We start from the raw sequence: 25,612 nt of genomic DNA on the forward strand, positions 1-25,612 counted from the left end.
ATAGAAAAAGCCTTGACTAAAAGCCTTGCCATTAGCCTGTCAGCACCTGATCCAGAAGCTGCGCCAGCGGATCCATCGCATTGACCGCCTCTTCATATGTATTCGTCTGTGCTCCGACTTCGATCAACGCCGAGCGCGGGCGTAGATGCAGATTGTAACGAAGCCCCTTTAAATAAATCGTCCGCGTAAACCCAGGATATATCTGATCGGCATTCCACTTCATCTGAAAACTGAACGCCAGATTTTCCTTCCGGCAGGGATTTGCCAGATACTCGATCGGTCCGTCCGGCGTCTCGCTGGTACCGTTGAAAAACATGATCTGTGCCGTTGGTTTCCCTTCTATCTGCGTGACTAGATGCGTCTGCTCGCTGACACCGTCCCGGTGCACATCTAAAATCACCTGAATCGACGGGTATTTCTGCAAAAGGTTCGTGACACCCTCGCAGGCATATGTATAGGCACGGCTCCGGTCTAGATGCCCCGACTTCATATCATAGGCAGTTGTATCGTGCCAGACCTGATATCCTTTCGCCCGCAGCCGTTTTGCCAGCTCTTCCCCCAGAGACACCACCGCTCCCTTTCCGTCGCTTCCCGCATAATCTCTATAATTTTCCTGCGAATGGGTATGATAAATCAAGATCTGTGGTCCGTCCGCCTCGTCCTTCCTGATTGTCAGATCCATCGATAAAAATGTCTCTGCGTTCATCAGGCTCCGGTCAATCGATGCCGTCGGGTGGATTGTAAAAAAATGCTGGATCAGATAATCATAATCTTCCAGCTTTTTCCGCAGACGCGGGCTGTCCACCAGTGCGGCAGGATTTGCCCTCTCTGTCTTTTCTCCATTCTTTCCAGCACTATACAGCCTCTCTTCGTCTGTCTCTCCGCCGCCCTGTCTCCCACTTCCATGAACAAGCCCGTTCCATTTTCCAAGTAAAGTTCCATCCACCAGCCTACTCCCGGAAAACTGTGCCAGGAAATCCATATACTCCTGCCGGACTTCCTGTTCTTCCAGATATTTATAATAGGACGGATCGGCTTCTCCCTGCGTCTGTTTCTTCCACCCGGCAAGTCTATGCCTTTTCCCCTCCTCCGAATCTGGTATATCCCGCAAATTAGTCCCCCAGACCGGATACCAGGACCTTACCACCGCATTCTGCACAGCTGTCCAGATGAATGCACGCATCTTCCAGCCGACTGTCAGCAAAAACAGAACCATCAGGAGCCCGGCTGCCCTCTGCCACCACCGCACCGCATTCATCTCCCTTCTTTCCTGTTCTATCCTATGCGGTTAGCAAAGTGTAGTTTCCTGTTTGGTTCTGTTTTTCAATCTGGCATTTTTTTCAGTGTTATCTTTCTTCCTCCAGCCGTTCCACTGCCCGCCGGATCCCCTCGGCGATTGCAGCGCTCAGCTTGCAGATACGCTCGTCCATGTCCTGCGGGGTCACAAACATCGCTCCAAATTCAGGTTCCAGAAGTTCCCGGATCAGCTCATACTGGCTGTCCGAATCCAGTTCCCGGATGTATTCACCGTATCGGCTGCCCTCTTTTGAGGCGGTTAGTGTCCGCACTAACGCATTAACCGTCCCGTGAACGATCGCCGCCGCGCCCACAACAGTCGGAACGCCGATCGCGATTACCGGCACGCCGAGATTTTCCCGCGTCATTCCCCGGCGGTGGTTGCCGACGCCGGAACCCGGATGAATTCCTGTATCCGTCAGCTGAATGGTGCTTGCCAGACGGTGGACGTTTCGCGCCGCCAGCGCGTCGACCGCGATCACCAGATCCGGGCGGCTCTCCCGCACGACGCCGCGGACAATTTCTGCCGTCTCCATCCCTGTCTGTGCCATCACCCCTGGATGGATACCGCTGAGAACCGGATGCACCGTCCGCCCCGCTTTCTCAGCCGTATAGAGGTATGTGCCATTTCTTCTGCCTGGCTCCGTCCGCAGATGGCGGTTCATCGAAAGCCCATCCACCACGCGCGGTCCCAGCGAATCCGGCGTCACCTGCCGGTTTCCCAGTCCCGCTACCAGAATCGAAAGTCCGGCCATGGTTGAAGCACAGTTTTTCCGGATCAGGGACGCCAGCTGCCGTCCTAACTCCCCGGCAGCCGCCTCACAGTATGCGTCCTCTGTCTCCGACAGCCCCGGATCTTCCATCGTCAGGTAGGTTCCCATCGGCTTTCCCATTGATTCCGCACCTTTTTCGTTCAAAATCGAGACTTCCGTCATCCGGATCGAACTGCCATGACAGCGCCATTCCCGCAGCGCCACACCGCCGATTACGCCCCCATCCCCCTCAAAACTTTCTCTCTCCTCCAACGCCAGATCCGTCCGATTTTCAAACATGGCTGCTCCCTTCTATCTCACAACTCAATCACAACCCGCACCATTATAAAGCTTAAATTCCATCCTGCCATTTTTCATGTCAAAATATCCTTATTTTTTTCCTCAATTCGTAACTGTTCAGTACCTTCACAGTCACGCGCAAAAATTCATTAAAAATTGCCTACGGCAATGGAATTTTTGCCTGCTGACCCATGTTTTCGTACGGTCAGCGCAGTAAATGCGCAGACCTACTGAACAGTTACCTCAATTTTTATATTTTCCAGAAATATATATTTTATTCTCTCAAAAAAACCTACCGCTTTTTTTGTTTCATAGGACGCAATTTCCTGTGAAACAAAAAACTGCGCCACCCAGCCCAGATATTTGACATCGCCCGCAAGGATAGGCGCCGCCTGATATCCGGTCAGATACCGCAGTTTATACGTTTATTTTTCGAATTTTTCTAAAACTCTATTCTATTTCTCGCCGTCCGCACTCTCCACCGGCGTTACTGTTCACACACGTGTGCTCAGCAACGGGATTTTGCCGATGCTACGCATTCCAAATCGGCAAAATCTGCTGCCGGAACTGTATCGTACGGAATTTTCAGTTCAGAAAATTCCTACCTGTGAACAGTTACCCACCGGCATCTATTCCCCCGGATGTTCCACCTTCCAGATCTCCGTCTCCAGATAGTTCCAGATCTCTTCTCTGCCCTGTTTTGTCTCGGCGGAGAACGGAATCATCATCACTTCGGTGCCGACTCCCAGACCTGTTCTGAGAATCTTTAACTGTTTCTGGAGCTGGCTGCGCTTGATCTTGTCAGCCTTGGTCGCAATCAGGATCGGCTGGAAGCCCTGGGAAACGATCCAGTCGTACATGAGTTTGTCGTTTGAAGACGGCTCATGACGGATATCAATCAGCAGGAAGACGCAGCGAAGCATCTGCGATTTGTGCAGATAATTCTCAATCATCTTGCCCCACTTTGCCTTGACCTCAACGCTCGCGCGCGCGTAGCCGTAGCCTGGCAGATCGACGTAGTAAAACGCGTCGTTGATATGGTAAAAATTGATCGTCTGGGTCTTGCCCGGCTGCGAGGATGTTCTCGCATAGGATCGGCGGTTCATCAGCGCATTGATCAGGGACGATTTGCCGACGTTTGATTTGCCTGCAAACGCGAATTCAGGCTGTGTATTTGCCGGCAGCTTACTGGTGATACCGCAGACGGTTTCCAGATTTACATCTTTTATAATCATATTTTTTCTCCTACTAAACCGCTATTTCTCCGGTACAAATGCCTCTCGGATGACTTCGTTCATCTCCTTGATGTATACGATCTCCATTCCTTTCGTGATTTCCTTCGAAAGTTCCTTGACATCCGGCTGATTTTTCGCCGGTACCAGTACCTTTTCCACCTGCGCCATGCGGGCTGCGAGCAGTTTTTCTTTCAGACCGCCGATCATCAGCACATGACCGCGCAGCGTTACCTCGCCGGTCATCGCCACACGCGGCAGTACCTTCCGTCCTGTCACCGCCGACAGCATCGCCGTTGCCATCGTGATTCCGGCCGATGGACCATCCTTCGGCACCGCGCCCTCCGGGATATGCAGGTGAATATCGTGTTTCTCGAAATAGTTCTCCTTCACGCCGTAATCAGATGCAACCGAACGCACATAGGTCAGTGCAATCTGCGCCGACTCCTTCATAACATCGCCCATCTGACCCGTCATCTGCAGCACGCCTTTGCCCGGCATGACATTGACCTCGATCTGCAGTGTATCGCCGCCGACGCTCGTCCACGCCAGACCGCGCACGATACCGACCTGTGCCTCATTTCCGGCTGCATCGAAGAAGACTTTCTCGCGTCCCAGATAATGATCCAGATTCCGCTCTGTCACGCGGATCGACGGTTTCTTCTTCTCCAGCACCTCTCTGGCTGCCTTGCGGCAGATATCGCCAACCCGGCGCTCCAGATTCCTGACTCCAGCTTCCCTGGTGTAGCTGTGAATCATTTTCTCCAGCGCCGAACCCGTGATATTTAACTGTTCCTTCGAAAGGCCATTCTTCTCCAACTGTTTCGGAATCAGATAGTCTTTTGCAATGTGATATTTTTCATTTTCCGTGTAACTATTGACTTCAATCAGCTCCATACGGTCCAGCAGCGGTCCAGGGATCGTCTGCGTTGTATTCGCCGTCGCGATAAATAATACCTCCGACAGGTCAATCGGGATCTCCACATAATGGTCGCGGAATTTCACATTCTGCTCGCTGTCCAGCACCTCTAAGAGCGCCGAGGATGTATCTCCCTTATAATCGCTGCTGACTTTGTCGATCTCATCCAGCAGCATCAGCGGATTGGCAACCCCTGCCTGCTTGAGCCCTTCCACGATGCGTCCCGGCATCGCGCCGACGTAGGTCTTTCTGTGACCGCGGATCTCCGCCTCGTCGCGCACGCCGCCCAGGCTGATGCGGACATATTTGCGTCCCATCGCCTTCGCAATCGAGCGGGCGATCGAAGTTTTACCGGTTCCAGGCGGTCCCACCAGGCAAAGGATCGGGCTGGTGCCCTTCTTCGTCAGGATGCGGACTGCCAGGTATTCCAGCACGCGCTCTTTGACCTTTTCCAGACCATAATGGTCGGCTTCCAGAATCTCTTCCGCATGCTTCAGGCTCGCGTTATCCTTCGTCATTTTGTTCCACGGCAGTTCCAGCACCGTTTCCAGATATGTCCGGATCACATTCGCATCCTGGCTGCCAGCCGGCATATTCTGGAAACGGTTGATCTCCTTGCGGATCCGCTCCTTTACTTCCACGCTGGCTTTGATCTTCTTCAACTGTTCCTTCATCTCGTCCGCATCAGAAACCGGATTTTCCTCTCCCAGCTCCTCCCGGATCACACGCAGCTGCTCCCGCAGAATATAATCACGCTGATTTTTATCCAGCGCCGCCTTTACCTTCGTCTGAAACTCGCGTTTCACGCGGTAAACCTCTAATTCCGTCAGCAGAAGCTGCAGCTCTGTCTCATACATCTCCGTCAGCGTCCGGCATTCCAGTACCGACTGGCGCGCTTCATAGTTCCACGGGAACTGGGCTGATATCTGGTTCATTAATTCGGTCAGATCTGGCTGTGCGATCAACGGACTTAATACTTCACGTCCCGCTGCCACATTTAATTTTCCGTATTCTTCCAGCTTTTCTTTCAGGATCCGGAGCATCGCCTCTTTCTGAATCGTGTCCAGATCGTCCTCGACCGGATCCAGAATCTCCACGATCGCAGTGCAGCATGCCTCGCCCTTCTCCATCTCCAGAAGCTCGGCTCTCTCCTGCCCTTCCACCGTGACGCGCACCATGCCGCCCGGCATCTTGACAAGCTGTTTCACGTAGCCAATCGTTCCTACCTGAAAAATCCCGTCAATATCCGGGATCACCTCATCCGGCTGCTTCTGCGTCGCCAGAAATACTCGCTGATCGCCCACCATCGCCTGCTCCACCGCCGCGATGGATTTATCCCGGATGATATCGAAATTTACCGTCATCTGCGGCAGCACGGTCAGTCCGCGCAGCGCGATCATCGGCATTGTCAGTTTCTTATCTTCCATAACACCTTTATCTTTCTTAATCAAACGTATCGTTATTTCCTGTGAAAAGAAAAACAGGGGTCTGCCTATGGCAGTTCGCCATCTCACAGACCCCATTAACAGCCGCCATTCTCAAGCTGCTGCATTTATTTTCCTTTACATTTACGCAATCTCGCCGGTTCTGTCTTTCTTAGAACGTCCTGTAAAAGACTTGCGGGGCACCGTATTGTCGCGATATACCAGCTCCGGCGCACTCTTTCCCTCGACTACGTCTTTGGTAATCGTGCAGATGCCGATCGTGGAATCGGACGGAATCTCATACATGGTATCCATCATCAGGGACTCCATGATAGAACGAAGTCCTCTGGCTCCCGTCTTTCTCTCGACTGCCATGTGGGCGATCGCCATCAGCGCATCATCCGTGAACTCCAGCTTCACGCCGTCCAGATCGAGAAGCGCCTGATACTGCTTGATCAGTGCATTCTTCGGCTCTCTTAAAATGCGGACCAGCGCCTCCTCATTGAGCGTCTGGAGCGATACCGTGATTGGCACACGACCGATAAACTCCGGAATCAGACCAAACTTCGTCAGATCCTGCGGCATTACCTGTTTCAGAAGCTCATCGATATCCTGATGCTTGCGATCCACAATATCGGAGTTAAATCCGATGGAACCGGCACCTAAACGGCTGTCGATGATCTTCTCCAGACCGTCAAATGCACCGCCGCAGATGAACAGGATGTTGGTCGTATCGATCTGAATCAGTTCCTGCTGCGGATGCTTTCTGCCGCCCTGCGGCGGAACACTGGCAATGGTTCCTTCCAGAATCTTTAAAAGCGCCTGCTGTACACCCTCGCCCGATACATCGCGGGTGATAGATACATTTTCAGACTTCTTCGTAATTTTATCAATCTCATCAATATAAATGATGCCGTACTCTGCCTTGCTGACGTCGTAATCAGCCGCCTGGATGATCTTCAAGAGAATGTTCTCTACATCCTCGCCGACATATCCAGCCTCGGTCAGAGTGGTCGCATCCGCGATGGCAAACGGTACATTTAAGATCTTCGCCAGCGTCTGCGCCAGGTATGTCTTACCGGAACCGGTCGGTCCGAGCATCAGGATGTTGCTCTTCTGAAGCTCTACATCCTGCGTGGACTTGGACATAACTCTCTTGTAATGGTTATAAACCGCTACGGAGAGCACCTTCTTGGCGTCGTCCTGTCCGATGACATACTCATCGAGAAATTCTTTGATTTCCTTCGGCTTCAGCAGGTTGATTCCGCTGAAATCCGGTCCTTTTTCCTGATCGGCAAATTCCTCTTCCAGAATCTCCGAGCAGAGTTCGATACAGTCATCGCAGATATATACATTATCTGTGCCAGCGATCAGTTTTCTAACCTGATCCTGTGTCTTGCCGCAAAATGAGCAGCGTATTTTGTCGTCTGTTCTGCCTGGCATACTTCCACCTTGTTCCTTTCTATTATTCCATCCAGAAATCTAATTAGTGGTTGGTAATGACACAATCAATCAGACCATACTCTTTCGCCTGCTCTGCTGTCATGTAATTATCACGCTCTGTATCACGCACGATCACGTCATACGGCTGGCCTGTATTGGCTGCCAGAATCTCATTTAATTTCTTCTTGGTACGAAGAATATTCTCCGCTACGATCTGGATCTCGGTTGCCTGTCCTCTCGCGCCGCCGGATGGCTGGTGAATCATCACTTCTGCGTTCGGAAGTGCATATCTCTTTCCTTTGGTACCGCCGGAAAGCAGGAATGCGCCCATGCTGGCTGCCATACCCAGACAGATGGTAGATACATCACATTTGATATAATTCATCGTGTCATAGATCGCCATACCTGCGGTAACAGAACCGCCCGGGCTGTTGATATATAAGCTGATATCCTTATTCGGATCCTCTGCCTCCAGAAACAGAAGCTGTGCTACAACCAGGCTGGCTGTCACATCATTTACTTCCTCTCCCAGGAAAATGATACGATCTTTAAGCAAACGGGAGTAAATGTCATACGTCCGCTCGCCGCGGCTGGTGGATTCAAGGACATAAGGTACTAAACTCATGATTCTTCCTCCTATAATTGAGAATGAATGTTTATGGCAAAAATTGTTATAGTTCACACGCGTGCAAACTGTAACAGGATTTTGCTGATGCTTCGCATTACAAATCAGCAAAATCTGCTGCTACTATGTTATCGCACGGCACTTTCGGTTCCAAAAGTGCCTGCCTGTGAACAGTAATACAAAATTCTATGATGCCTTAGGACACCATAGAATTCTGCCTTATTTCAGTATTCGCTTTTATCGGTTTGATTAAGCAAGCTTTGCCTGCTCTACCAGTAAATCGATCGCTGCCTGAACTTTCAGGTCCTCACGGATCTGCTCTTTCTCGCGCTCACCCATCATTTCTTTCAGCTTAGCGCCTTCCAGTTTGTAGGATGCTGCGATCTCGTTGATCTGCTCGTCAAGCTTCTCATCGGAAACTTCTACGTTCTCAACTTCAACTACTTTCTCAAGAACCAGTCTGGTCTTGATTCTCTTCTCTGCTTCCGGACGCATCTGCTCCATCAGCTTCTCCGGTGTCATGCCGGTATATTTCATGTAATCGTTGATGTTTAAGCCCTGGCTCTGCAGACGACGAGCGTAATTCTCTACCATCTCTCTTGCCTGAGTGTCAACCATCGGCTGCGGCAGTTCCATCTGAGCATTCTCAATTACTTTCTCGATTACGTTGTTCTCGTTCTCTACTTTAGCATCCTGCTCTTTCTTCTCCTGCAGTTTCTTGCGGATGTCTGCTTTGTACTCATCCAGAGTATCGAAATCAGATACTTCGCTTGCGAACTCATCGTTCAGCTCCGGAAGCTCGTTTCTCTTAACTTCTTTGATGGTTACAACGAACTTAGCCGGTTTGCCAGCCAGCTCATCTGCATGGTACTCAGCCGGGAAAGTAACGTTTACGTCACAGGTCTCGCCTTTTTTCTTGCCGATTAACTGATCCTCAAAGCCCTCGATGAAGGAATGGGAACCGATTACCAGCGGATAATCTGTACCAGCGCCGCCGTCAAATGTCTTGTCATCAATGTAGCCGGTGAAGTCGATGATAGTGTTGTCGCCGTCCTCGATTGCGCCGTCTTCTACGTCGATCAGTCTGCCGTTTTTCTTACGTGCTGCAGTCAGCTCGTTCTCTACATCCTCGTCTGTCACAACAGCTTCTGCCTTCTTAACTTCTACGCCTTTGTACTCGCCCAGAGTTACTTCCGGTTTCAGAGCTACGGTTGCCTCGTAGATGAATGCCTTACCTTTTTCGATCTGAGTCACTTTGATCTCCGGAGTGGATACGATCTCTTCCTTGCTCTCCTCTGCTGCCTTCGGATAAGATGCGTCGATCACTTCGTTTGCTGCATCCTCATAGAAAATGCCAGCGCCATACATCTTCTCCAGCATAGCTAACGGTGCTTTACCTTTACGGAATCCCGGGATGCTGAATTTGTTTTTGTTCTTGTTGTACGCATTTTTGATTGCTGCATCAAACTCTTCAGCCGGAACTTCGATGGTCAGCTTTGCCATGTTCTTCTCTAATTTTTCTACCTGTAAACTCATTTTAAGGGGTCCTCCTTGCTTCTATATGTGAACCGCCATTCTACCGGGCGTTACACTTCAAGATAGCATTATAGCATATCTGCGTGCTAAATACTAGCGGAAAATATAATTTTGCGTTCACTTTTTGCGGGTTTATGAGTGGTTTTAGGTGGGTTTTATGCCATTTTTGATGTATTTTCTGTATGTTTCTAAGTTGAAACTACACCTGGTCATACTGAATTGAATCTTTGACCTGTAATGCTACCGGGCGATCGACTAAGAGCGATGCCAGCTCAATTCCCAGATCCAGCGCATATCCAAGTCCACGCGCCGTTGTGATATTGCCGTCCGTCACAACGCCCGCACCCGTCAGCTTCGCACCGGTCAGGGCATCCTCAAAGCCCGGATAGCAGGTTGCCTTCTTATCCTTCAAAAGCCCCAGCTGCCCCAGAATGCTCGGAGCCGCACAGATCGCTGCCAAGCGCTTTCCAGCAGCATCTGCCTGCACCAGTGCATCGCAGAGCGGTTTGCACGCCATCAGATTTTTCGTTCCCGGCATACCGCCCGGAATGAACAGAAGATCCGCTTTCATCGGGTCAACCTCATGCAGCAGAGCATCTGCATGGATACCAAATCCATGTGCGCCCTTCACCTCTTTTTTACCCGTAATCGAAACCAGTTTTACCTTCACACCCGCGCGGATCAGCACGTCTGCCGTCGCCAGACATTCCACTTCTTCCAGTCCATCTGCTAAAAATGCGTATACTACAGCCATGATTATTTCCTCCTGTTCTTTATTTTTATAAGACTTTTTATATTAATTTTTTTATTTTTCACAAAGTAATCATTTTTTCTTTTTAGATATCAGAAAATCATTGCAACTGTTCAATTCGTTCACTTTTTTATTCTTCATGAACCGCATTCGTTGTTTTTCCAGCTTTTCCTTTTGAAAATGCCTTTACTAGTACCCACACATTCACCGCCTCGTCAAGAATCAGGCTCAAAATCCAGCCACAGAGCACATCGACCAGCGAATGCTGTTTGATGAACATGGTTGAAAGACAAATCAGAATCGTGACAATCCACGAAAGTGTACGGATCGGTTTCTTGTTCCGCACACTTGCCGCGTGGCAGATCGTCAGATGTACCGCCACAGTGCTCGATACATGGATCGACGGGCAGACATTGTTCGGCGGATCCACCCTCCGCAGAAACCGCACAATCTGCGCGCAGAAATTCTGTGATGTGATCTCCTGCCGCAGATTTAAACCGTTTGGTGCCAGCAGGTAGACAAATAAGCAAAAGGTTGCTCCTGCAAACATCACAAAGCAAAGTCTCAGATATGCCTCCCGGTCCCGAATCATAAAATAAAGCATAAACACCGGCACCCACGCGTACCACAGAAAATACGGCAGTACAAACCATTCATTAAACGGTATCAGGTCATCGACCGCACAGTGTATAATATGAACATCCGATGGTTCATGCAGCTCCAGCAGAAAAAATCCTGACAGAAACACCAGCATATAGAGTCCTGCCAGACAGTAGCGGTGCGTTTTGATCCAATTCATTACTTGTTTTATCATTAATAATATACCTTTGTATTGTTCTTTCGTTTTTATTCTTTCGTTTTTAATACCAGGTTTTCCGCCAGCGCCAGACGGCTGTTCTGGTACTCGCCCGTAAACGTCACCTCGCGCCCGAACCATTCCGGCGGCACAAAGGCAAGTGCGGCTTCCTCACTTGGAAATTCAACCTCCGCCAGCTTCAATCCCTCATATTCACCTAAAAAAATGTCCAGCTCAATCGTGTACTCCGTTCCTTCCATCGGAATCAGATAACGCTTTTTCGTCAGAATCCTGCCGTCAGCCTTCGAACGGAGATGCTCATAGGATTCCTTCGTCAGCGGCAGATTGTATTCCTCCCGCGCCATCAGTCCTTTGGATTTGTAGGTCAGATAATAGGTGTCATCCTCCTGACGGACACGCACGACCGGAGCAGTGCTTAGATATGCCTGCTCGATCTGGTGGAAGGGGTATCCGGCTATATCAAATGGAATGTGACTAATTAAATATTTGCGTTCGATTTCCATAAAATTAGTTGTCCTTTTTATATTTCTTAAAAAGTCTTAACAAAAGTACCGTATTTCTCCAAAATGAGAAAGCCATTTTTCTATAATTTCTTCACTGTTGGCCTCTATCACCCGAATCATACTGTTCAAAATTTGGGCTGATATTTTGGAAGAATTGTGGCTGAGCAATGCCTTGCCCGTACTGGTTATCCACACTTTTGTCGCATTTGAAGTTGCTCTTCCCTCTGCAATATGGACATGCACCGGTTCCAGCGGCTCATTTTCATTCGACCAAAAATATACAATATATGGTCCAATCCTAAAAATTTGCGGCACTCAGAATTCCTCCCTCTTGTGAAAACTCCATAATCAAGTGTGCATTTTCCCGAATCAGTTTCTTGAAATAACTCATTTCCATATCTGAATAACCATTTATATTCTCCCACTTGTAATCTGGCAAATAGCATATCGCATTGTGAAATCCATCTTTTTCATCGGGTGTTTCTATATAAACTTTAACCCTGCCATCTGCCCGCATTTCAGAATGGGTAATTTCCGTATCATCATTTAAGGTCATAAATGGGTACATCATCTTTCTTCCTCCTCTCATTTATCCTCAAAACAGTTTTAACCACGGCTGCTTTCTACTTATTCAGCATCCCCATCACCACAACCACCACAAACAGTACCACCATCACGCCGATAAAAATATCCATCGTCCGCACAGAGACATGCACATGGTCATAGATGCGCTCTTTGATGGTCTTTTCTTTCATGAGTTCCAGCTCCCGGCGGAGCTTTTCATTCTCCGCTTCCAGTTCCTCCAGAGTTTTATCTGCCGTCTCCTCTGCCGCTTCTTTCGCCGTCTCCAGTTTTTCGCTCACTGTTTCTTTTATCGTCTCATTCTTTTCCAGCATTTCGTTTTCGCTCATCCTTGTTCCTTTCAGAATATGGCTTGTTTTCTCTGCTGCTCACTCTGAAACAGCCTCTTCTCTTATTATATCCATAAAAATAAGTTCAGGCAATCCAAAAATATTTTTCCGTCACTGTCAAAGCAAGCGCTGGCACGCTATCTCGTCCACCATCCCCCTGCCGATTACAACTTTTCAGATTTATACAAGAAAAAATCCTGCCCGGCAGGGCTGTTTATATAATAGGAGATTCCAACGGATTCTCCCATTATATAAAAAACTCCCCCGCCATGCATCCATGGAGAGGGAGTTTTGGATTTGTTTTCAATATTTATGTACGGTTCCCGACGACTTTTCATATGGTACATACATTCTCGTCAGAACACAGTTAATCTTATTACTTCTTCGCAATGTACTTACGGATATCCAGCGCAATCGCAACAACGATAACGATACCCTGTGCGATATACTGGTAGTTCGGGTCGATGCCGAGGAACTGTAAGCAGGTCTTTAAGAACTCGAATACGAGTACACCGATGATAACACCGGAGATACGTCCGATACCACCGTTTACAGATACACCACCGATGGTACAAGCTGCGATAGCCTCCAGCTCGTAACCGTTACCTGTATTTACACCGGCACCACCGGACTTAGCTCCCAGAAGGAAACCAGCGATGGCATACAGTGCAGTAGCTGTTACATAGATGATGATCTTGGTTTTCTTAACATTTACACCAGCAACCTCTGCTGCTGCCTCGTTGCCGCCGATTGCATACATATATTTACCATGGCGGGTGTAGTTAAATACGAACCACATGATCGCGCCGATGACAAATGCAATGATGAACAGGTACGGAATACCGAAGAAGTTACCATTTGCAATGATGGTATACTCCTGACGATAACCGCCTAACGGAACGGATTTTGTGTAAACCAGGTTGATACCGTATACGATCATCTGCATACCCAGGGTACCGATGAAAGCCGGTACATTCAGGTAAGCAACTACGATACCATTGATAAGACCAAATACACAGCAGATAGCGATACAGATAAGGAGAATCAGCCATACGTTCTGCTCGCCAAATCCTTTGGTAAGTTCAAAATGTCCGCTGTAATCACTCTTCTGGAGCAGAGTACCTGCCAGGCAGGCAGAAAGTCCAACCAGACGTCCTGCAGAAAGGTCGGTACCTTTCGTAATCAGACAGCCGGATACGCCGACTGCGATGATGAAACGGCATGCTACGTTGATGGAAATGTTGCTAAAGTTGCTACGGCTGAAGAAGTTCTGTTTTGTCACACCAACAAAGAGAACCATCAACAGGATCAGAATAACGATACCGTTATTGATCAATATATCTTTTACATTCAGTTGTTTCTTATCCATTCTCTCTTCCTCCTTTAGAACTTAGTCGCGTAGCTCATGATACGCTCCTGAGTTGCTTCCTCACCCTGTACCTCACCGGTAATGTGACCATTACACATGACAAGGATACGGTTCGACATACCAATCAGCTCCGGCATCTCAGATGAAATCATGATGATACCTTTGCCCTGCTTTGCCAGGTCAATCATGATCTGGTAGATCTCATACTTGGCACCAACGTCGATACCACGGGTCGGCTCATCCATGATGAGGATATCCGGGTTGTTGGCCAGCCAGCGGGAAATCAGAACCTTCTGCTGGTTACCGCCTGAAAGTGACTGAATCAGTGTCTTACTGCTCGGCGTCTTGATTGAAAGCTTTGCCACGTTATCCTTGACAAGCTGCTCAATCTTCTTCTTATTCAGTTTGATACCATAGTGTAAATACTGATCCAGGGAGGAAATTGATACATTATCTGCAATGGACAGACATCCCAGAATACCAGTTCCGCGTCGGTCCTCGGTAATCATACCGATACCGCCCCGGATTGCATCCTGCGGACGCTTAATGTTCATTTTCTTACCCTTAATATAAACTTCTCCGGATTTAATATGACGCATACCGAAGATACCTTCCATCAGTTCCGTTCTCTGAGCACCTACCAGGCCGCCGAATCCAAGAATCTCGCCTCTTCTAAGGGTGAAGGAGCAATCCTGGAAGGAACGATCATGGATACTGGAATATCCTCTGACATCCAGCAGTACCTCTCCGGCTTTTGTATCATTCTTCGGAGGATAGATATTGGTCAGCTCACGACCAACCATCTGTTTGACGATCTCATCATCCGAAATCTCGTCCATATGCCAGGAACCAACATAGGTGCCGTCTCGCATGATGGTAATATCATCACAAATCTCACGAATCTCCGCCATCTTATGGGAAATATAGATGAGGGATACGCCTCGTGATTTCAGGTCACGGACAATGCGGAAAAGCGCCTCTACCTCATTATCCGTCAAGGAGGAAGTCGGCTCGTCCAGAATTACAACTCTGGCATTTAAGGATACAGCCTTGGCAATCTCGACAGACTGCATCTGGGCGATGGACATGGTTCCCAGTTTTGCCTTCGGGTTATACGGCATCTTAACATCGTCCAGCCATTTTGCTGTCTCTTCAAACATCTTTTTATGGTCGATGACCTGAATCGGACCAAATTTCTTGGTTGGATAACGACCGGTGTACATATTCTCTGCTACCGTTCTCTCAGGTATCGGCTGCAGCTCCTGATGTACCATGGCCAGTCCTCTGTGAAGGGCTTCATCCGGATTGTGGATCTCCACTTTTTCTCCATCCAGATATACCTCACCTTCATCCATATGATAAATACCAAAGAGACATTTCATCAAGGTGGATTTACCAGCGCCGTTTTCTCCCATCAGTGCATGGACGGTGCCGGGACGTACTTTGAGGTTTATCTTGTCCAGAGCTTTTACGCCAGGGAAGCTTTTCGATACCCCGCGCATCTCCAATCTGTACTCTGCCATCCCATTCTCTCCTTTCATAAAATCGGGTGTGCCATCTGCACACCCGACACTTTATTCACTCCCCCGCAGGGGAGTGATATGTTCATAACCGTCCTTCTCTGAACAGCTACAATTATTTAATCATTTCCAGAATATCGCCAGCGTTCTCAGTTGTAACCTTTACATAGTCTACCATGTATACGTTGTCAACATCTTTGCCGTTTACGAAATCAAGAGCTTTGTCAGCTGCTGTATGAGCCTGTCCGAAGTAATCGTTGAATACGGTACCGGTCATCTTGTCGTTCATAACGTTCTCAACAACCTCAACCAGAGCATCAACACCTACCAGGTAGATATCTTTGTTTACAGTTCTTCCAGCTGCCTCGATAGCCTGCAGAGCACCAAGAGCCATAGCATCGTTGTTGCAGAATACAACATCGATCTTGTCGCCGTACTGGGACAGAGCGTTAGCAGTGATCTCCTGACCCTTTGTCTGATCCCAATCACCACGCTGCTTGGTCAGCTCTTCAACCTCTACGCCAGCTGCCTTTAAAGCCTCAACGGATTTCTCAGTTCTGTACTGAGCATCTACGTTCTCCGGATCTCCCTGAACCATGATGTAACGAACAACGCCGTCGCCGTCTGCATCACCCTTGTTCTCAAGCTCAGCGATCTCTTCACCCTGATATGTACCGGACTGTCTAGCATCAGCACCTACATAAGTAGCTTTGATGCCGTCGTCAACCCAAGCCTGCTCTCTCTCAGCATCCGGCTCACGGTTGATGTAAACAACCGGGATACCTGCTTCGTTGCAGATGTTGGTTACATCCGGCTCAGAAGAAGCCTGAACCAGGTTGATGATCATAACATCAAATCCCTGGGTAACGAAGTTACGGATCTGGTTCATCTGCTCGGACTGGTCATTCTTACCATCCATGATGGAGATGTTCTCTGCCTTTAAGCCAAGCTCATCTACTAAATATTTCTGAAGTTCGTTTCTATACAGTGTCATGAAGTTATCAGCGAACTGGTAAATAGAAATACCAACTTTAACTTCTGCCGGATCTTTTCCTTCGATTGCTTCTTTAACAGTCTCTGCTGCGTCAGCTGCTGCTGTTGTCTCTTCTGCCGCTGCAGTTGTCTCTGCCGGTTTGCTGGAGCAAGCAGTTACGGAAAATGCCATTGCAGTTGCCAAACCAAGTGCTGCTACTTTTTTCAGTTTCATAATGTTTGTCCTCCCTTAAACTTGCGTATCCGTTTGCGCTGTCCGGATCCACCGAACAGTTAAATTTTCCGCATACACACATTATACAGTTTCGCCGATTCGTCATTTTTTCTTATCGACACCTTTATTATACGGATCGTTTGTACACTTTTCCATATAATTTTCTTGGTTCTTATATAAAATTTTTTTAGATCCTTTGTGATTTTATTCACATATTCTTGTTTTTCCGGTGTGAAACTGTGGGATTTTATGGTAAATCAGCAACAGTCAGCGCTTTCTGACTGCATTGATAATAGGTTCCTTCCTCTAATTCGACCTTTTCCTGTACATTTTGACCAAGTGCCTCAGCGGCAGCTATCTCAAAAATCACTTCTGCATACTCGTCGCTGTCACACTGGACTGTTCCATACAGTTTTCCGCTCTTAAGCCCCTCGATTCCCTGCGGGGTTCCGTCGATGCCGACCACCTTGACGCCCCTTGTGTCACCGGCGCGTTCAAGCGCCTCGGCAGCTCCGAGCGCCATCTCATCGTTGTTGCCGATCACCACCTCGATCGCATCCCCGAACTGGCGGATCCACTGTTCCATCAGCGCCGCCGCCTGGCTCCGATCCCAGTTTGCCGAACCACCGGTCAGTTTTTCCAGCGGAATATCTCCGTCGCGCATCGTCTGCACCGACCACTCTGTCCGGATCAGCGAATCCTGATGGCTGCGCTCGCCCTCCAACATCACATATCCCACGGTTCCATCCCCATTTAAATCAAGACTGCCCGGATTTTCCTGATACGCATCCACCAGAAGCTCTCCCTGCAGAACCGCCGATTCCCGCGCGTCCTCCCCTACATAATAGAGGTGCTCCCACCGTTTCATGTCCTCCTCGACCGGTTCGCGGTTGAAAAATACGACCGGCGTCCCGGCATCCATCGCCTTGTTGATGACATACGATGCTGCTGAGCGATCCACCATATTGACGCAGATCGCATCGTATTCCAGGGAAAGGAAACGATCTACCTGGCTGTTCTGCGTATTTTGGTTTCCCTTCGGATCCATGATTTCCAGATTGACCTTAATGCCCGTCTGCTGCTCATATTCCTTCGCCTTTTCCTCCAGGCTGGAACGGATATTGTTGATAAAGGCATCCTCGCCCCGGTACAGCGTTACACCGATACGGATGCTCTTTTTTTCTGCCGGTTTTGCCGCGCTGCATCCATTTAAAAGAAGTGTGCCCACTGCCAGAAGTGCCAGCGCCATCTGAATGCTTTTTCCGTTTTTTTTCATCTTTCTATACTCCCTCCCGGATTTTTAATCAATCGGGTACAGCATCTTCTCATATTTCTTCGAGCGCAGCTCATCCTTCTCTATATAGTAGGATTCCAATGAAAGCTGGCTTCTCTCCTGCTCTTTTTCAATCGCCTGCACTGCTTTTTTGACCGCAAAATAGCCCGCGTCAAACTGGTTTGTCACCACCAGCCCCCGGATTGTCCCCTTGTCAAGCTGATCCAGCAGGGACGGCATCATCCCGACGCCGTATAGCCCGGAAATGTATTTTCCGTACACGCTGCTTCCGCCGACAATCTCCGCCGCCTCCGCTGTGCTGGCGAAATCCAGTGCCGCCACCACCGCCGTGCCGCTGCCCGGATAAACTGTTTTTTCAATGACGGAACGGTAAGTATCATCGGTGCCGCGCGGCACAATGGTATAGGAAAAGCCCTGTTTTTCCAGCACCTCCGTCAGCCCCTGCTTCATCTCCCCCGCCTTGCCGATATATGGGTTATCTGCAAAGATCCAAACAGGAAGATCGGGGCTCTGTTCCGCCGTAATCGCCTCGCCCAGCTTTCTCCCGGCTGCCGTCCAGTCCATATGAACCGCCCCCTTGACCTCCTCATCCGGTGATAATTCACCCAGCAGGATAATCGGCGTTCCATATGTATTTTCTTCCAGATATTGGCGGCATTCCAGCTCATCAACCGGCTCCAGTATCACTGCCCCGGCACCGTCTGCCGCTTCCCGGCGCACCAGCTCCATCTGCTGTGCCAGATTATCCTTTTCATACAGGGTAATAAAGCTGACATCTACATTATACTCAACCGCCGCCTGATCCACGCCCTTGCGGAAGTTGACGTAATCATCATCCGAAGTATCGCTGATAATCAGGGACACCGGGTAGACCTCCACCTCTTTTTCCTTGATGATCCAATCCGTGGAGGAAAGGAGATACAGCAAAATAAGTCCCACACACAGGATTCCCCAGAGCACCAGCTCCTTTTTTTTTCTCACTCCATATCGCATTGATCTGTCGCCCCCACTTTTACACTTTCTTCTCTTCCAGCACTTTCTCGTAAGGCACTGCCGGAAGATGAATCTTCACCGCGGTTCCCTCATCCGGCTCCGACTCGATCGAAAGACCATATTCCGCGCCGAAATACAGCTTGATCCGCTCGTTGACATTGCGTACCCCGATGCCGGATCCGCGCTTGGATGCCACGTGCGCCGTATCGGTAAAGAGGCTCTCGACCTGTTCCTCCGTCATGCCAAGCCCATTGTCCCGCACCTCCAGATACAGCTCTTTTTCCTCCTGCCAGGCGCGCACGAAGATCTCACCGTCGCCGTCCATATATTCCATGCCATGGTAGATCGCATTCTCCACCAGCGGCTGCAGCATCAGTTTTAAACTTGCAAGTTCCAAAACCTCATCATCTGACTCGATCGTATAGGTAAACTTATTTTTAAACCGCATCTGTTGGATCATCAGGTAATTCCGGACGTGTTCCAGCTCATCCTTCACAGTAATTAAGCTCTTGCCGCGGCTTAAACTGATACGGAAGAACCGCGCCAGCGCCGTCACCACCTTGACCGCCTCCGTTTTCTGCTCATTTTCAATCATCCAGACAATGATATCGAGCGTATTATAGAGAAAATGCGGATTGATCTGCGACTGCAGCGTATCAAACTCCTGCTTGCGTTTCGCCTCATGCTCACGCACAATATCCTGCATCAGGAGGCGGATCTGACCCGCCATATCACTGATCGATTTTCCCAGATGGCGGATCTCATACGAACCGCCGATGTACACCGGTGCGCTTAAATTGCCCGCCTCCAGGACGCCGACCGATTTTTCCAGCTCACGGATCGGATTCGTGATCCTCGATGAAATATAAGAGTTAATCAGAGCCAGAATGCACAAAATGAGGGCAATGACAAATACGATAAAAAGCCGGGTTTTGATCGTGTTGAGCGACACGGCATTTTCCGGCGTCACCCCGACCACCTTCCAGCCTGTGTAGCCGATCGTCTTGACCGTCGCCATCCGCTTTTTTCCGGCAAATATCTCCTCATGATTTCCGTCCGAATAGCCGGCTGCCTGTCCATTGTTCTCCTGCACCCAGCCGGAATCCAGAAGCTGCATCTGCGGGTGGTAAAGAATCTCGCCATTTCCGCTGATCATATAGAAATAACCACCGCGCCCCGTCGTGATGCCGCCAAAGAGCTGTTCCAGGCTCGAATAGCGGATATCGACCAGAAGGACGCCCTGCGAGGTCGAGGTTCCGTGTGTCAGTTCGACCGCCCGCGATAGCGAAATGACCCATCGGTATTGATTTTCCGCATTGTCAAACACATACTGTACGTGCGGCAGGGAAAAATGCTGGTTTTCCGTCCGGTTTAAGGCGCTCCGGAACCATTCTTCCTGCGTCACATCCACCTCATTTTTCAGACGCACCGCCGGGACTGCCTCCAGAAGCGCCCCATCCTCCGAAAACAGGGCAATATTCTCCACATTATCCTTATTATTATCGTAGAGAAGCGTAAATTCACTTCCAAGCGACTGGCTCGACAGATCGGCATTCTTGATCGTGCCATAATAAAGCGAGTCGGACAGCTTCATGATCGTGCGGAGGTACGACTCCACAGAGCGCCCCACCTGCGCGATCAGGTTCTGGCTCTCCTCCTGTACTACTTCCGTGACCTGCCGTGACATTCTCTGGTACAGCGACAGGGAGATCAGCACGCTCGCCGCCAGCGCCGTGATCGTAAAATAGATAAAGATCATAGACCGGATGCTGGCGTCGTCAAAAAGCTTTTTCTTCCAGATCGTCCTTTTTTTACCCATTATGCCTCCCCGCTCCGGTGTGCCGTGCGGTACCGCGTCGGGGAAACACCGAATTTTTTCTTAAATACGTAACTGAAATAGTTCTGCTCCGGGTAGCCGACCTTTTCCGCGATGATATACGTCTTGTCGTCAGTTGCCATCAGAAGCTCGACCGCGCGCCCCAGCCGGACATCGGTCAGATAGGCGATGTACGCCTGTCCCGTCTCCTTCTTAAACATCGTTGAAAAATACGCCGGGCTCATATGCAGATGGCGGCAGATCTTCTCCACCGACAGCTCCGGATCTTGAAAATTGTCCTGAATGTACTGCTTCGCCTCGCGGATCACGTTTTTTGTCGTATTGCTCCGCTCTTCTTCCATTCCGGCATTCATCTTGAGCGCCACCTCGGTCAGGTACGGGCGGACATTCTCCATCTTCTGGACGCGCCCCAGAATCTCGAAATAATCATTTTCCACGCCAAACATCTCGCTGATCCGCAGATCATACTGCTGGGAGAGCTGTGTCAGCACATTGATGATCGCAAGCACATACGCCTGATACTGGCGGTAATGCACCCGCGCATCCTCCATCCGGCTCACAATCCCGTCTATCACGGAACGGATCTTTTCCTTCGGTCCAAACTTGACTGCCGCTATAAGCTCCGACTCCATCCGGCTGTCGAACCGGAGTTTTTCATGCCCGGACGGCTCCATATCGCCGATGCAGATCACACCGCCGGAACCTGTGATCGCACGGTAACCGAGTGCATTGAGTGCCGTGTGGCACGGGCGGCTTAAATCCGTCAGCGAACTGCAGCTCTCACCCACGCCGATCGTAACCGATACCTCCAGAATTTTCTTCGTCTCCTTGCAGATATCGCCCAGCAGGGCAATCAGTCCGGTCTGCGTATTGTCTTTGTCGATCGCCACCAGAAGGATCGTCTCAAAGGAAGAGTGGAACACAATAAAACGGTACTGCCCTTCCAGTTTTTCCTCAATCAGATTGCGGACGGAAATCGGAATCAGCTCCCGCTGCTGATGCAGCGAAACTGCCTTGTCCACCTTCTCATCCGGTTCCAGATGGATCGCCGCAATCACCCATTTGACCGCACCCGCAACGTCGATCGCATATTCGTTCAGTTTTTCCTCAATCTGCGCTTCCTCCATGCCGCCGTGAATCAGGTCATTCAAAAAATGTTCCCGGATCGCCGGAAGACTCTTGATATAACTTTCCCGAAGCAGGGTAACATTCCGCTTCTGCTCGATCTCCTCATCGAGATTTTTCTTGATTTTCTTTAAAATCGCCGTCAGCTCTTCGACATTGACCGGCTTTAAAATATATTCGATCACATTGAGCTTGATCGCCTTTTTGGCGTACTCAAATTCATCAAAACCAGAAAAAATCACGATCTTGATGGACGGATATCTCTGCCGTATATTCTCCGCCATCTCCAGCCCGTCCATATATGGCATCCGGATGTCTGTCAGCACAACATCCGGCTCATTCTGCTCGATCTTTTCCAGCGCTTCCTTCCCGTTCTCCGCATCCCCGATCACCTCGAATCCGGCATCCTGCCAGTCGATTTTGCGTATGATGCTTGTCCGTACTTCCTCCTCGTCATCTACCAGCATGATTTTATATGGGTTCATATGGATTCGTCCTTTCAGTTCCTGATGCAATGTTGTTGTGAGCCAGTTTGTCTTAGGACTCTGGAGCTCTGCTACGGTATCCCCATTCCAGCTTTCCCTGACACCTCATGAGGAAGTGGCTGGGCAGGCTGGAATGAGGGGAATTTCTTTCTTTACATTATACCACATCTTTCTTTATTTGTGAGTTTGTGATTTTTCACTGGCAGGTTCCAATTTCTGTAAAGGCGTGCTTCGTCCCCGGGTGCGGGAACCCGGTTCCACACAGCGTCTGCATCCAGTCCGCCGTCCGCGGCAGGCGAGACAGTCTTCATCTATTTCATAAACGGCATTTCCATCAATGATCAGCCGGGTGTTCATAGCTCTGAATCCTTTTCTTTCTTATTTTTTATAATATACTATATGTGGTTTTTCCTGTCCCGGAGCTTTTTTTCTTTAAACATTCCCGTTCTTTTTCGATTCCAAAAGTGCCTACCCGTGAACCAAAACGTCTTTTTTTCCTCTCATCTGCATATATTGAGACAAAGATTTGGGAGGTTTTTTTCGTGAACCAAGATGTTTCTCTCAAAATGACCGAGTTAGACCGCTTGACCTCACTCCCACATATGCAGCTTGTCAAGGCGGCGCTTCCCTATATTCACATCCCGGAACAGCGTTTTTTCTCCCTGTTTGTGAAATTCCGCGAACTAGAAAAGACGATGCAGCTATTTGCTGATCCGGCCGACGGTGAGATCGGAATCTGCTCGGTGGGCGAACGCGACAAGGATTCGCCGGTTGATATGCTGAAAGCGATCAAGCCGTATGGCACAGAGGAAGAGCAAAGTTCGATCGATCTGGTCTTAAATTTTATCGAAGGTTCCCGCCTCTATGAATCCTACTGGCAAAATATGCCGCAGACAGCATCCTTTCCGACTTCGCAAGATATCCAGAATGATTCACCCAATTCTGATGCAGTTCCGGCATCTGTCCTTTACCCGCAAGCCGAATATTCCCGCAGACAGAAAAAACCCACAGACCGTGCATCTGGCACATCCACTTCAAACAGACAGGAGGCACACACTATGGAATTTCAAAACTGGAAACAGGATCCGAGACTCCGCTCCATGGATCCAGACAAAATAAAACAGATGGAACAGTTAGCCGATCAGGCAAGAAACACGCCGCAAGACAAGCTTCTGCCGCTTCTCATGAGTCTCCGGGGCAGCAACGGTTCCCCGCAATTCTCAACCTCAGAAATGGACACTCTTTTTTCGATCCTGACAGACCAAATGCCCCCAGCGCAGAAACGGCAGGCGGAAATGCTGCGGATGCTGAGCCGGCAGATGGGCGGGGCAAATAAATCATAAAACCAGAGTTGCCATTGCTATTTTTTTCCAAATCATGCTACAATTCATTTCGATAATGGGGAGCTTGTGATGCAGGCTGAGAGGGAACCAAAAGTTCCGACCCAAAACCTGATTTGGATAATGCCAACGTAGGGACAAATATTTTGAGACACCTGAGCGCCGGATATTGTCCGGCGTTTTTGGGTTTCATTAGGAAATTATGTCCTATGAAACAAAAAAACTCATCTGGGGGTTCCTATCTGCTTCCAGATAAAAATCCCCAAATGAGATCTGACTCTCACAGCCTATCTAATTAGTAATTTGCTAAATCGCTCTCATCCTGCACCACCACAATCTTCGTCCCGGTATCCACCTGGCACACAACCTGTTTCATATCTTCCTCCGGAATACTGATGCATCCGGAAGTTCCCGTATTATTCCAGCTCTTCGGGCAATGCAGAAAGATCGCCGATCCCTTTCCCGGTGTACACTCCGGATTATAATCCAGTACCAGGCCATAATTATACTGCGGCGCCTGCGCCATCAGATCCTCCGCCGAATTCCAGTCCTTCTGTACCTGCTTCGTATTTGCCAGCTTGTTATAATACTGGCTGTTTCCGTCATCCACATAATAATCGCCGTCCACGATCTGGTGATACGGCAGAATCGTTCCCGGATTTGCCTTCAGGCCAAATGCCATCGTAAAGCGGTACACACCCGCCGGCGTCTTCTTATCGCCCTCCTGCTTCTGCATCGTGATACCGTTCATGCCGCTGACCGCTTCTTTCGACATCACCTGCACCAGTTTTCCATCTGTATCGCGTTTATACCAGTCCAGACGGCTCTTTGCCGGATCCTGGCGGTTGCCAATCACCACTATCAGCTGCGTTGCATCCTTCGATGCCTCCAGTGTATTTACATCCCCGTTGTAGCGTGCCGTAAGCGCCGGTCCTGTCGCTTTCTCCGCCGCCATCGCAGCCGCCGGAGCTGCCGCACTCATCAACATGCCTGCTGCCAATACTACCATTGCTTTCCGCTTCATTCTCAATTTCATCTTATTTATCTCCTATTATTTTATGTATCTGAATTTTACTCCAAAATCGGCTGCTTTTATCTTTTCCACACACTCTGTCAGTTCCTGCCACTTTCCAGTCCAGCCGCCTGCAGCATCGCCTTTCCAAAAATATGATGAAACAGCGCAATCACGCGCCCCACCAGCACGACAGCACAGACCGTTCCAATGCCGATTCCCACCGGTTTTCCCGCAAACAAAAGCCCCATGAGCAGTGACAAAACGATACAGGTTGCATCCACACAGTTCTTCATCAGACCCGTGCCGATTCCAAAGGTGTCTGCAAGCACCTGCACCAGACCATCGCCCGGATTTGGCACCAGCCGCATTGACAGGGACATCGCCGCGCCGATGCCTGTAAAAATCAGGGCAAGCATCAGCACTCCCAGGCGTCCTAAAAGTCCAGACGCCTCCGATCCGCATTCTTCTAACGACGGTATGCACACTGAAAACACATTCAGAAATCTTGTAAATACAATACTCAATGGAAACTGCAGCGCATCTTTCATAAGCAGGCTGCGTCCGGCTTTTCCTTTCTCCCGCAGATGAATCGCCGCCTGAATCAAGACAAAGATACCATACAGGACAAAGGTCATATCACCAAAATTCCGGTTCCAGATCACGGATGCCGCATACGAAAGTGAAATAATCGGCGACACTCCGAGTCCAGCTTTCGTATTGAGCGTAAGCCCCATCGCCAGAATCAGAAGCCCCATCAGATAAAAGCCCCACCGTGCTGCCCCGCTTCCCGTCGGTTTCTCCGTCATTTCCATGTTGTGATTCAAGATTTCCTCATCTCTTTTTCTTAATATTTGTTAAATCTATTCTATTATAGATCCTCCTCTTTCCACTTGACAAGCGCTTCCTGTATTCTAAATC

The 25,612-nt window shown here is 49.4% G+C and carries 24 protein-coding genes and 1 riboswitch; of the genes, 1 reads left to right on the forward strand and 23 read right to left on the reverse strand.

Annotation, left to right across the window (positions count from 1 at the left end; all coding sequences use genetic code 11):
• Positions 1-31: 31 nt before the first annotated feature.
• From spoIIP to DXD12_RS07815, 21 genes are all read right to left on the reverse strand, one after another.
• A complete protein-coding gene (gene spoIIP / locus DXD12_RS07715; RefSeq protein ID WP_117795076.1) occupies positions 32-1,258 on the reverse strand; it encodes a stage II sporulation protein P in 1,227 nt (408 codons plus the stop codon).
• A gap of 88 nt (positions 1,259-1,346) precedes the next feature.
• Entirely contained in the window at positions 1,347-2,348 is a 1,002-nt protein-coding gene (gene gpr / locus DXD12_RS07720; RefSeq protein WP_118638010.1) for a GPR endopeptidase, read from the reverse strand.
• Between the two features lie 629 nt (positions 2,349-2,977).
• On the reverse strand, positions 2,978-3,583 hold the full coding sequence (gene yihA / locus DXD12_RS07725; RefSeq protein WP_107001606.1) for a ribosome biogenesis GTP-binding protein YihA/YsxC: 606 nt from the start codon (positions 3,581-3,583) through the stop codon (positions 2,978-2,980).
• A 21-nt stretch (positions 3,584-3,604) separates the two neighbouring features.
• Positions 3,605-5,926 carry an endopeptidase La gene (gene lon, locus DXD12_RS07730; protein ID WP_118467770.1) on the reverse strand — a complete coding sequence of 774 codons (2,322 nt, stop codon included), beginning with the start codon at positions 5,924-5,926 and terminating at the stop codon, positions 3,605-3,607.
• Positions 5,927-6,067: 141 nt separating this feature from the next.
• A complete protein-coding gene (gene clpX, locus DXD12_RS07735) occupies positions 6,068-7,366 on the reverse strand; it encodes an ATP-dependent Clp protease ATP-binding subunit ClpX (protein ID WP_117795072.1) in 1,299 nt (432 codons plus the stop codon).
• Between the two features lie 43 nt (positions 7,367-7,409).
• Positions 7,410-7,991 (reverse strand): ATP-dependent Clp endopeptidase proteolytic subunit ClpP, encoded by a 582-nt coding sequence (gene clpP, locus DXD12_RS07740; RefSeq protein WP_022359226.1) that lies wholly within the window; start codon positions 7,989-7,991, stop codon positions 7,410-7,412.
• Positions 7,992-8,240: 249 nt separating this feature from the next.
• Positions 8,241-9,527, reverse strand: a complete 1,287-nt coding sequence (gene tig / locus DXD12_RS07745) for a trigger factor (RefSeq protein ID WP_118481874.1) — start codon at positions 9,525-9,527, stop codon at positions 8,241-8,243.
• 199 nt (positions 9,528-9,726) lie between these two features.
• Positions 9,727-10,281: a DJ-1 family glyoxalase III gene (locus tag DXD12_RS07750; RefSeq protein WP_118638012.1), complete on the reverse strand. Its 555-nt coding sequence runs from the start codon at positions 10,279-10,281 to the stop codon at positions 9,727-9,729.
• 127 nt (positions 10,282-10,408) lie between these two features.
• Complete coding sequence (locus DXD12_RS07755) at positions 10,409-11,077, reverse strand: phosphatase PAP2 family protein (protein ID WP_182429730.1); 669 nt, start codon at positions 11,075-11,077, stop codon at positions 10,409-10,411.
• Positions 11,078-11,124: 47 nt separating this feature from the next.
• Complete coding sequence (locus DXD12_RS07760; protein WP_117795066.1) at positions 11,125-11,598, reverse strand: CYTH domain-containing protein; 474 nt, start codon at positions 11,596-11,598, stop codon at positions 11,125-11,127.
• Positions 11,599-11,634: 36 nt separating this feature from the next.
• Entirely contained in the window at positions 11,635-11,913 is a 279-nt protein-coding gene (locus tag DXD12_RS07765) for a DUF4160 domain-containing protein (RefSeq protein ID WP_107001610.1), read from the reverse strand.
• Positions 11,897-12,169, reverse strand: coding sequence for a hypothetical protein (locus DXD12_RS07770; protein ID WP_107001611.1), 273 nt, complete (start codon positions 12,167-12,169; stop codon positions 11,897-11,899). Before DXD12_RS07770 ends, DXD12_RS07765 begins: the two co-directional genes overlap by 17 nt.
• Before the next feature lie 52 nt (positions 12,170-12,221).
• Positions 12,222-12,509 carry a hypothetical protein gene (locus tag DXD12_RS07775; RefSeq protein ID WP_227589388.1) on the reverse strand — a complete coding sequence of 96 codons (288 nt, stop codon included), beginning with the start codon at positions 12,507-12,509 and terminating at the stop codon, positions 12,222-12,224.
• A 376-nt stretch (positions 12,510-12,885) separates the two neighbouring features.
• Positions 12,886-13,878: a beta-methylgalactoside transporter gene (locus tag DXD12_RS07780; RefSeq protein ID WP_107001612.1), complete on the reverse strand. Its 993-nt coding sequence runs from the start codon at positions 13,876-13,878 to the stop codon at positions 12,886-12,888.
• A 14-nt stretch (positions 13,879-13,892) separates the two neighbouring features.
• Entirely contained in the window at positions 13,893-15,401 is a 1,509-nt protein-coding gene (locus DXD12_RS07785) for a sugar ABC transporter ATP-binding protein (RefSeq protein ID WP_107001613.1), read from the reverse strand.
• Positions 15,402-15,513: 112 nt separating this feature from the next.
• Complete coding sequence (locus DXD12_RS07790; protein WP_181357250.1) at positions 15,514-16,605, reverse strand: substrate-binding domain-containing protein; 1,092 nt, start codon at positions 16,603-16,605, stop codon at positions 15,514-15,516.
• A 247-nt stretch (positions 16,606-16,852) separates the two neighbouring features.
• A complete protein-coding gene (locus DXD12_RS07795) occupies positions 16,853-17,881 on the reverse strand; it encodes a galactose ABC transporter substrate-binding protein (RefSeq protein ID WP_118570223.1) in 1,029 nt (342 codons plus the stop codon).
• A 24-nt stretch (positions 17,882-17,905) separates the two neighbouring features.
• Positions 17,906-18,880 (reverse strand): substrate-binding domain-containing protein, encoded by a 975-nt coding sequence (locus DXD12_RS07800; RefSeq protein WP_107001676.1) that lies wholly within the window; start codon positions 18,878-18,880, stop codon positions 17,906-17,908.
• Positions 18,881-18,911: 31 nt separating this feature from the next.
• Positions 18,912-20,711 carry a sensor histidine kinase gene (locus tag DXD12_RS07805; RefSeq protein ID WP_107001616.1) on the reverse strand — a complete coding sequence of 600 codons (1,800 nt, stop codon included), beginning with the start codon at positions 20,709-20,711 and terminating at the stop codon, positions 18,912-18,914.
• Positions 20,711-22,339, reverse strand: a complete 1,629-nt coding sequence (locus DXD12_RS07810) for a response regulator (protein ID WP_118472438.1) — start codon at positions 22,337-22,339, stop codon at positions 20,711-20,713. The genes DXD12_RS07805 and DXD12_RS07810 overlap by 1 nt, the downstream gene beginning before the upstream one ends.
• 174 nt (positions 22,340-22,513) lie before the next feature.
• Positions 22,514-22,696, reverse strand: coding sequence for a hypothetical protein (locus DXD12_RS07815; protein ID WP_107001618.1), 183 nt, complete (start codon positions 22,694-22,696; stop codon positions 22,514-22,516).
• A gap of 185 nt (positions 22,697-22,881) precedes the next feature.
• Between DXD12_RS07815 and DXD12_RS15645 the strand changes: the two genes are divergently transcribed.
• Complete coding sequence (locus DXD12_RS15645) at positions 22,882-23,682, forward strand: hypothetical protein (RefSeq protein WP_243027557.1); 801 nt, start codon at positions 22,882-22,884, stop codon at positions 23,680-23,682.
• Between the two features lie 46 nt (positions 23,683-23,728).
• Positions 23,729-23,834: riboswitch (TPP riboswitch) on the forward strand.
• Positions 23,835-23,974: 140 nt separating this feature from the next.
• Here DXD12_RS15645 and DXD12_RS07825 read toward each other — a convergent pair.
• Both DXD12_RS07825 and DXD12_RS07830 read right to left on the reverse strand, forming a co-directional pair.
• Positions 23,975-24,715, reverse strand: a complete 741-nt coding sequence (locus DXD12_RS07825; RefSeq protein ID WP_118628770.1) for a L,D-transpeptidase family protein — start codon at positions 24,713-24,715, stop codon at positions 23,975-23,977.
• Positions 24,716-24,792: 77 nt separating this feature from the next.
• Complete coding sequence (locus DXD12_RS07830; RefSeq protein ID WP_243105361.1) at positions 24,793-25,518, reverse strand: DUF6198 family protein; 726 nt, start codon at positions 25,516-25,518, stop codon at positions 24,793-24,795.
• Positions 25,519-25,612 lie beyond the last annotated feature (94 nt).

Source organism: Clostridium sp. TF11-13AC, assembly GCF_003481065.1.
GTDB classification, from domain to species: domain Bacteria; phylum Bacillota; class Clostridia; order Lachnospirales; family Lachnospiraceae; genus Otoolea; species Otoolea fessa.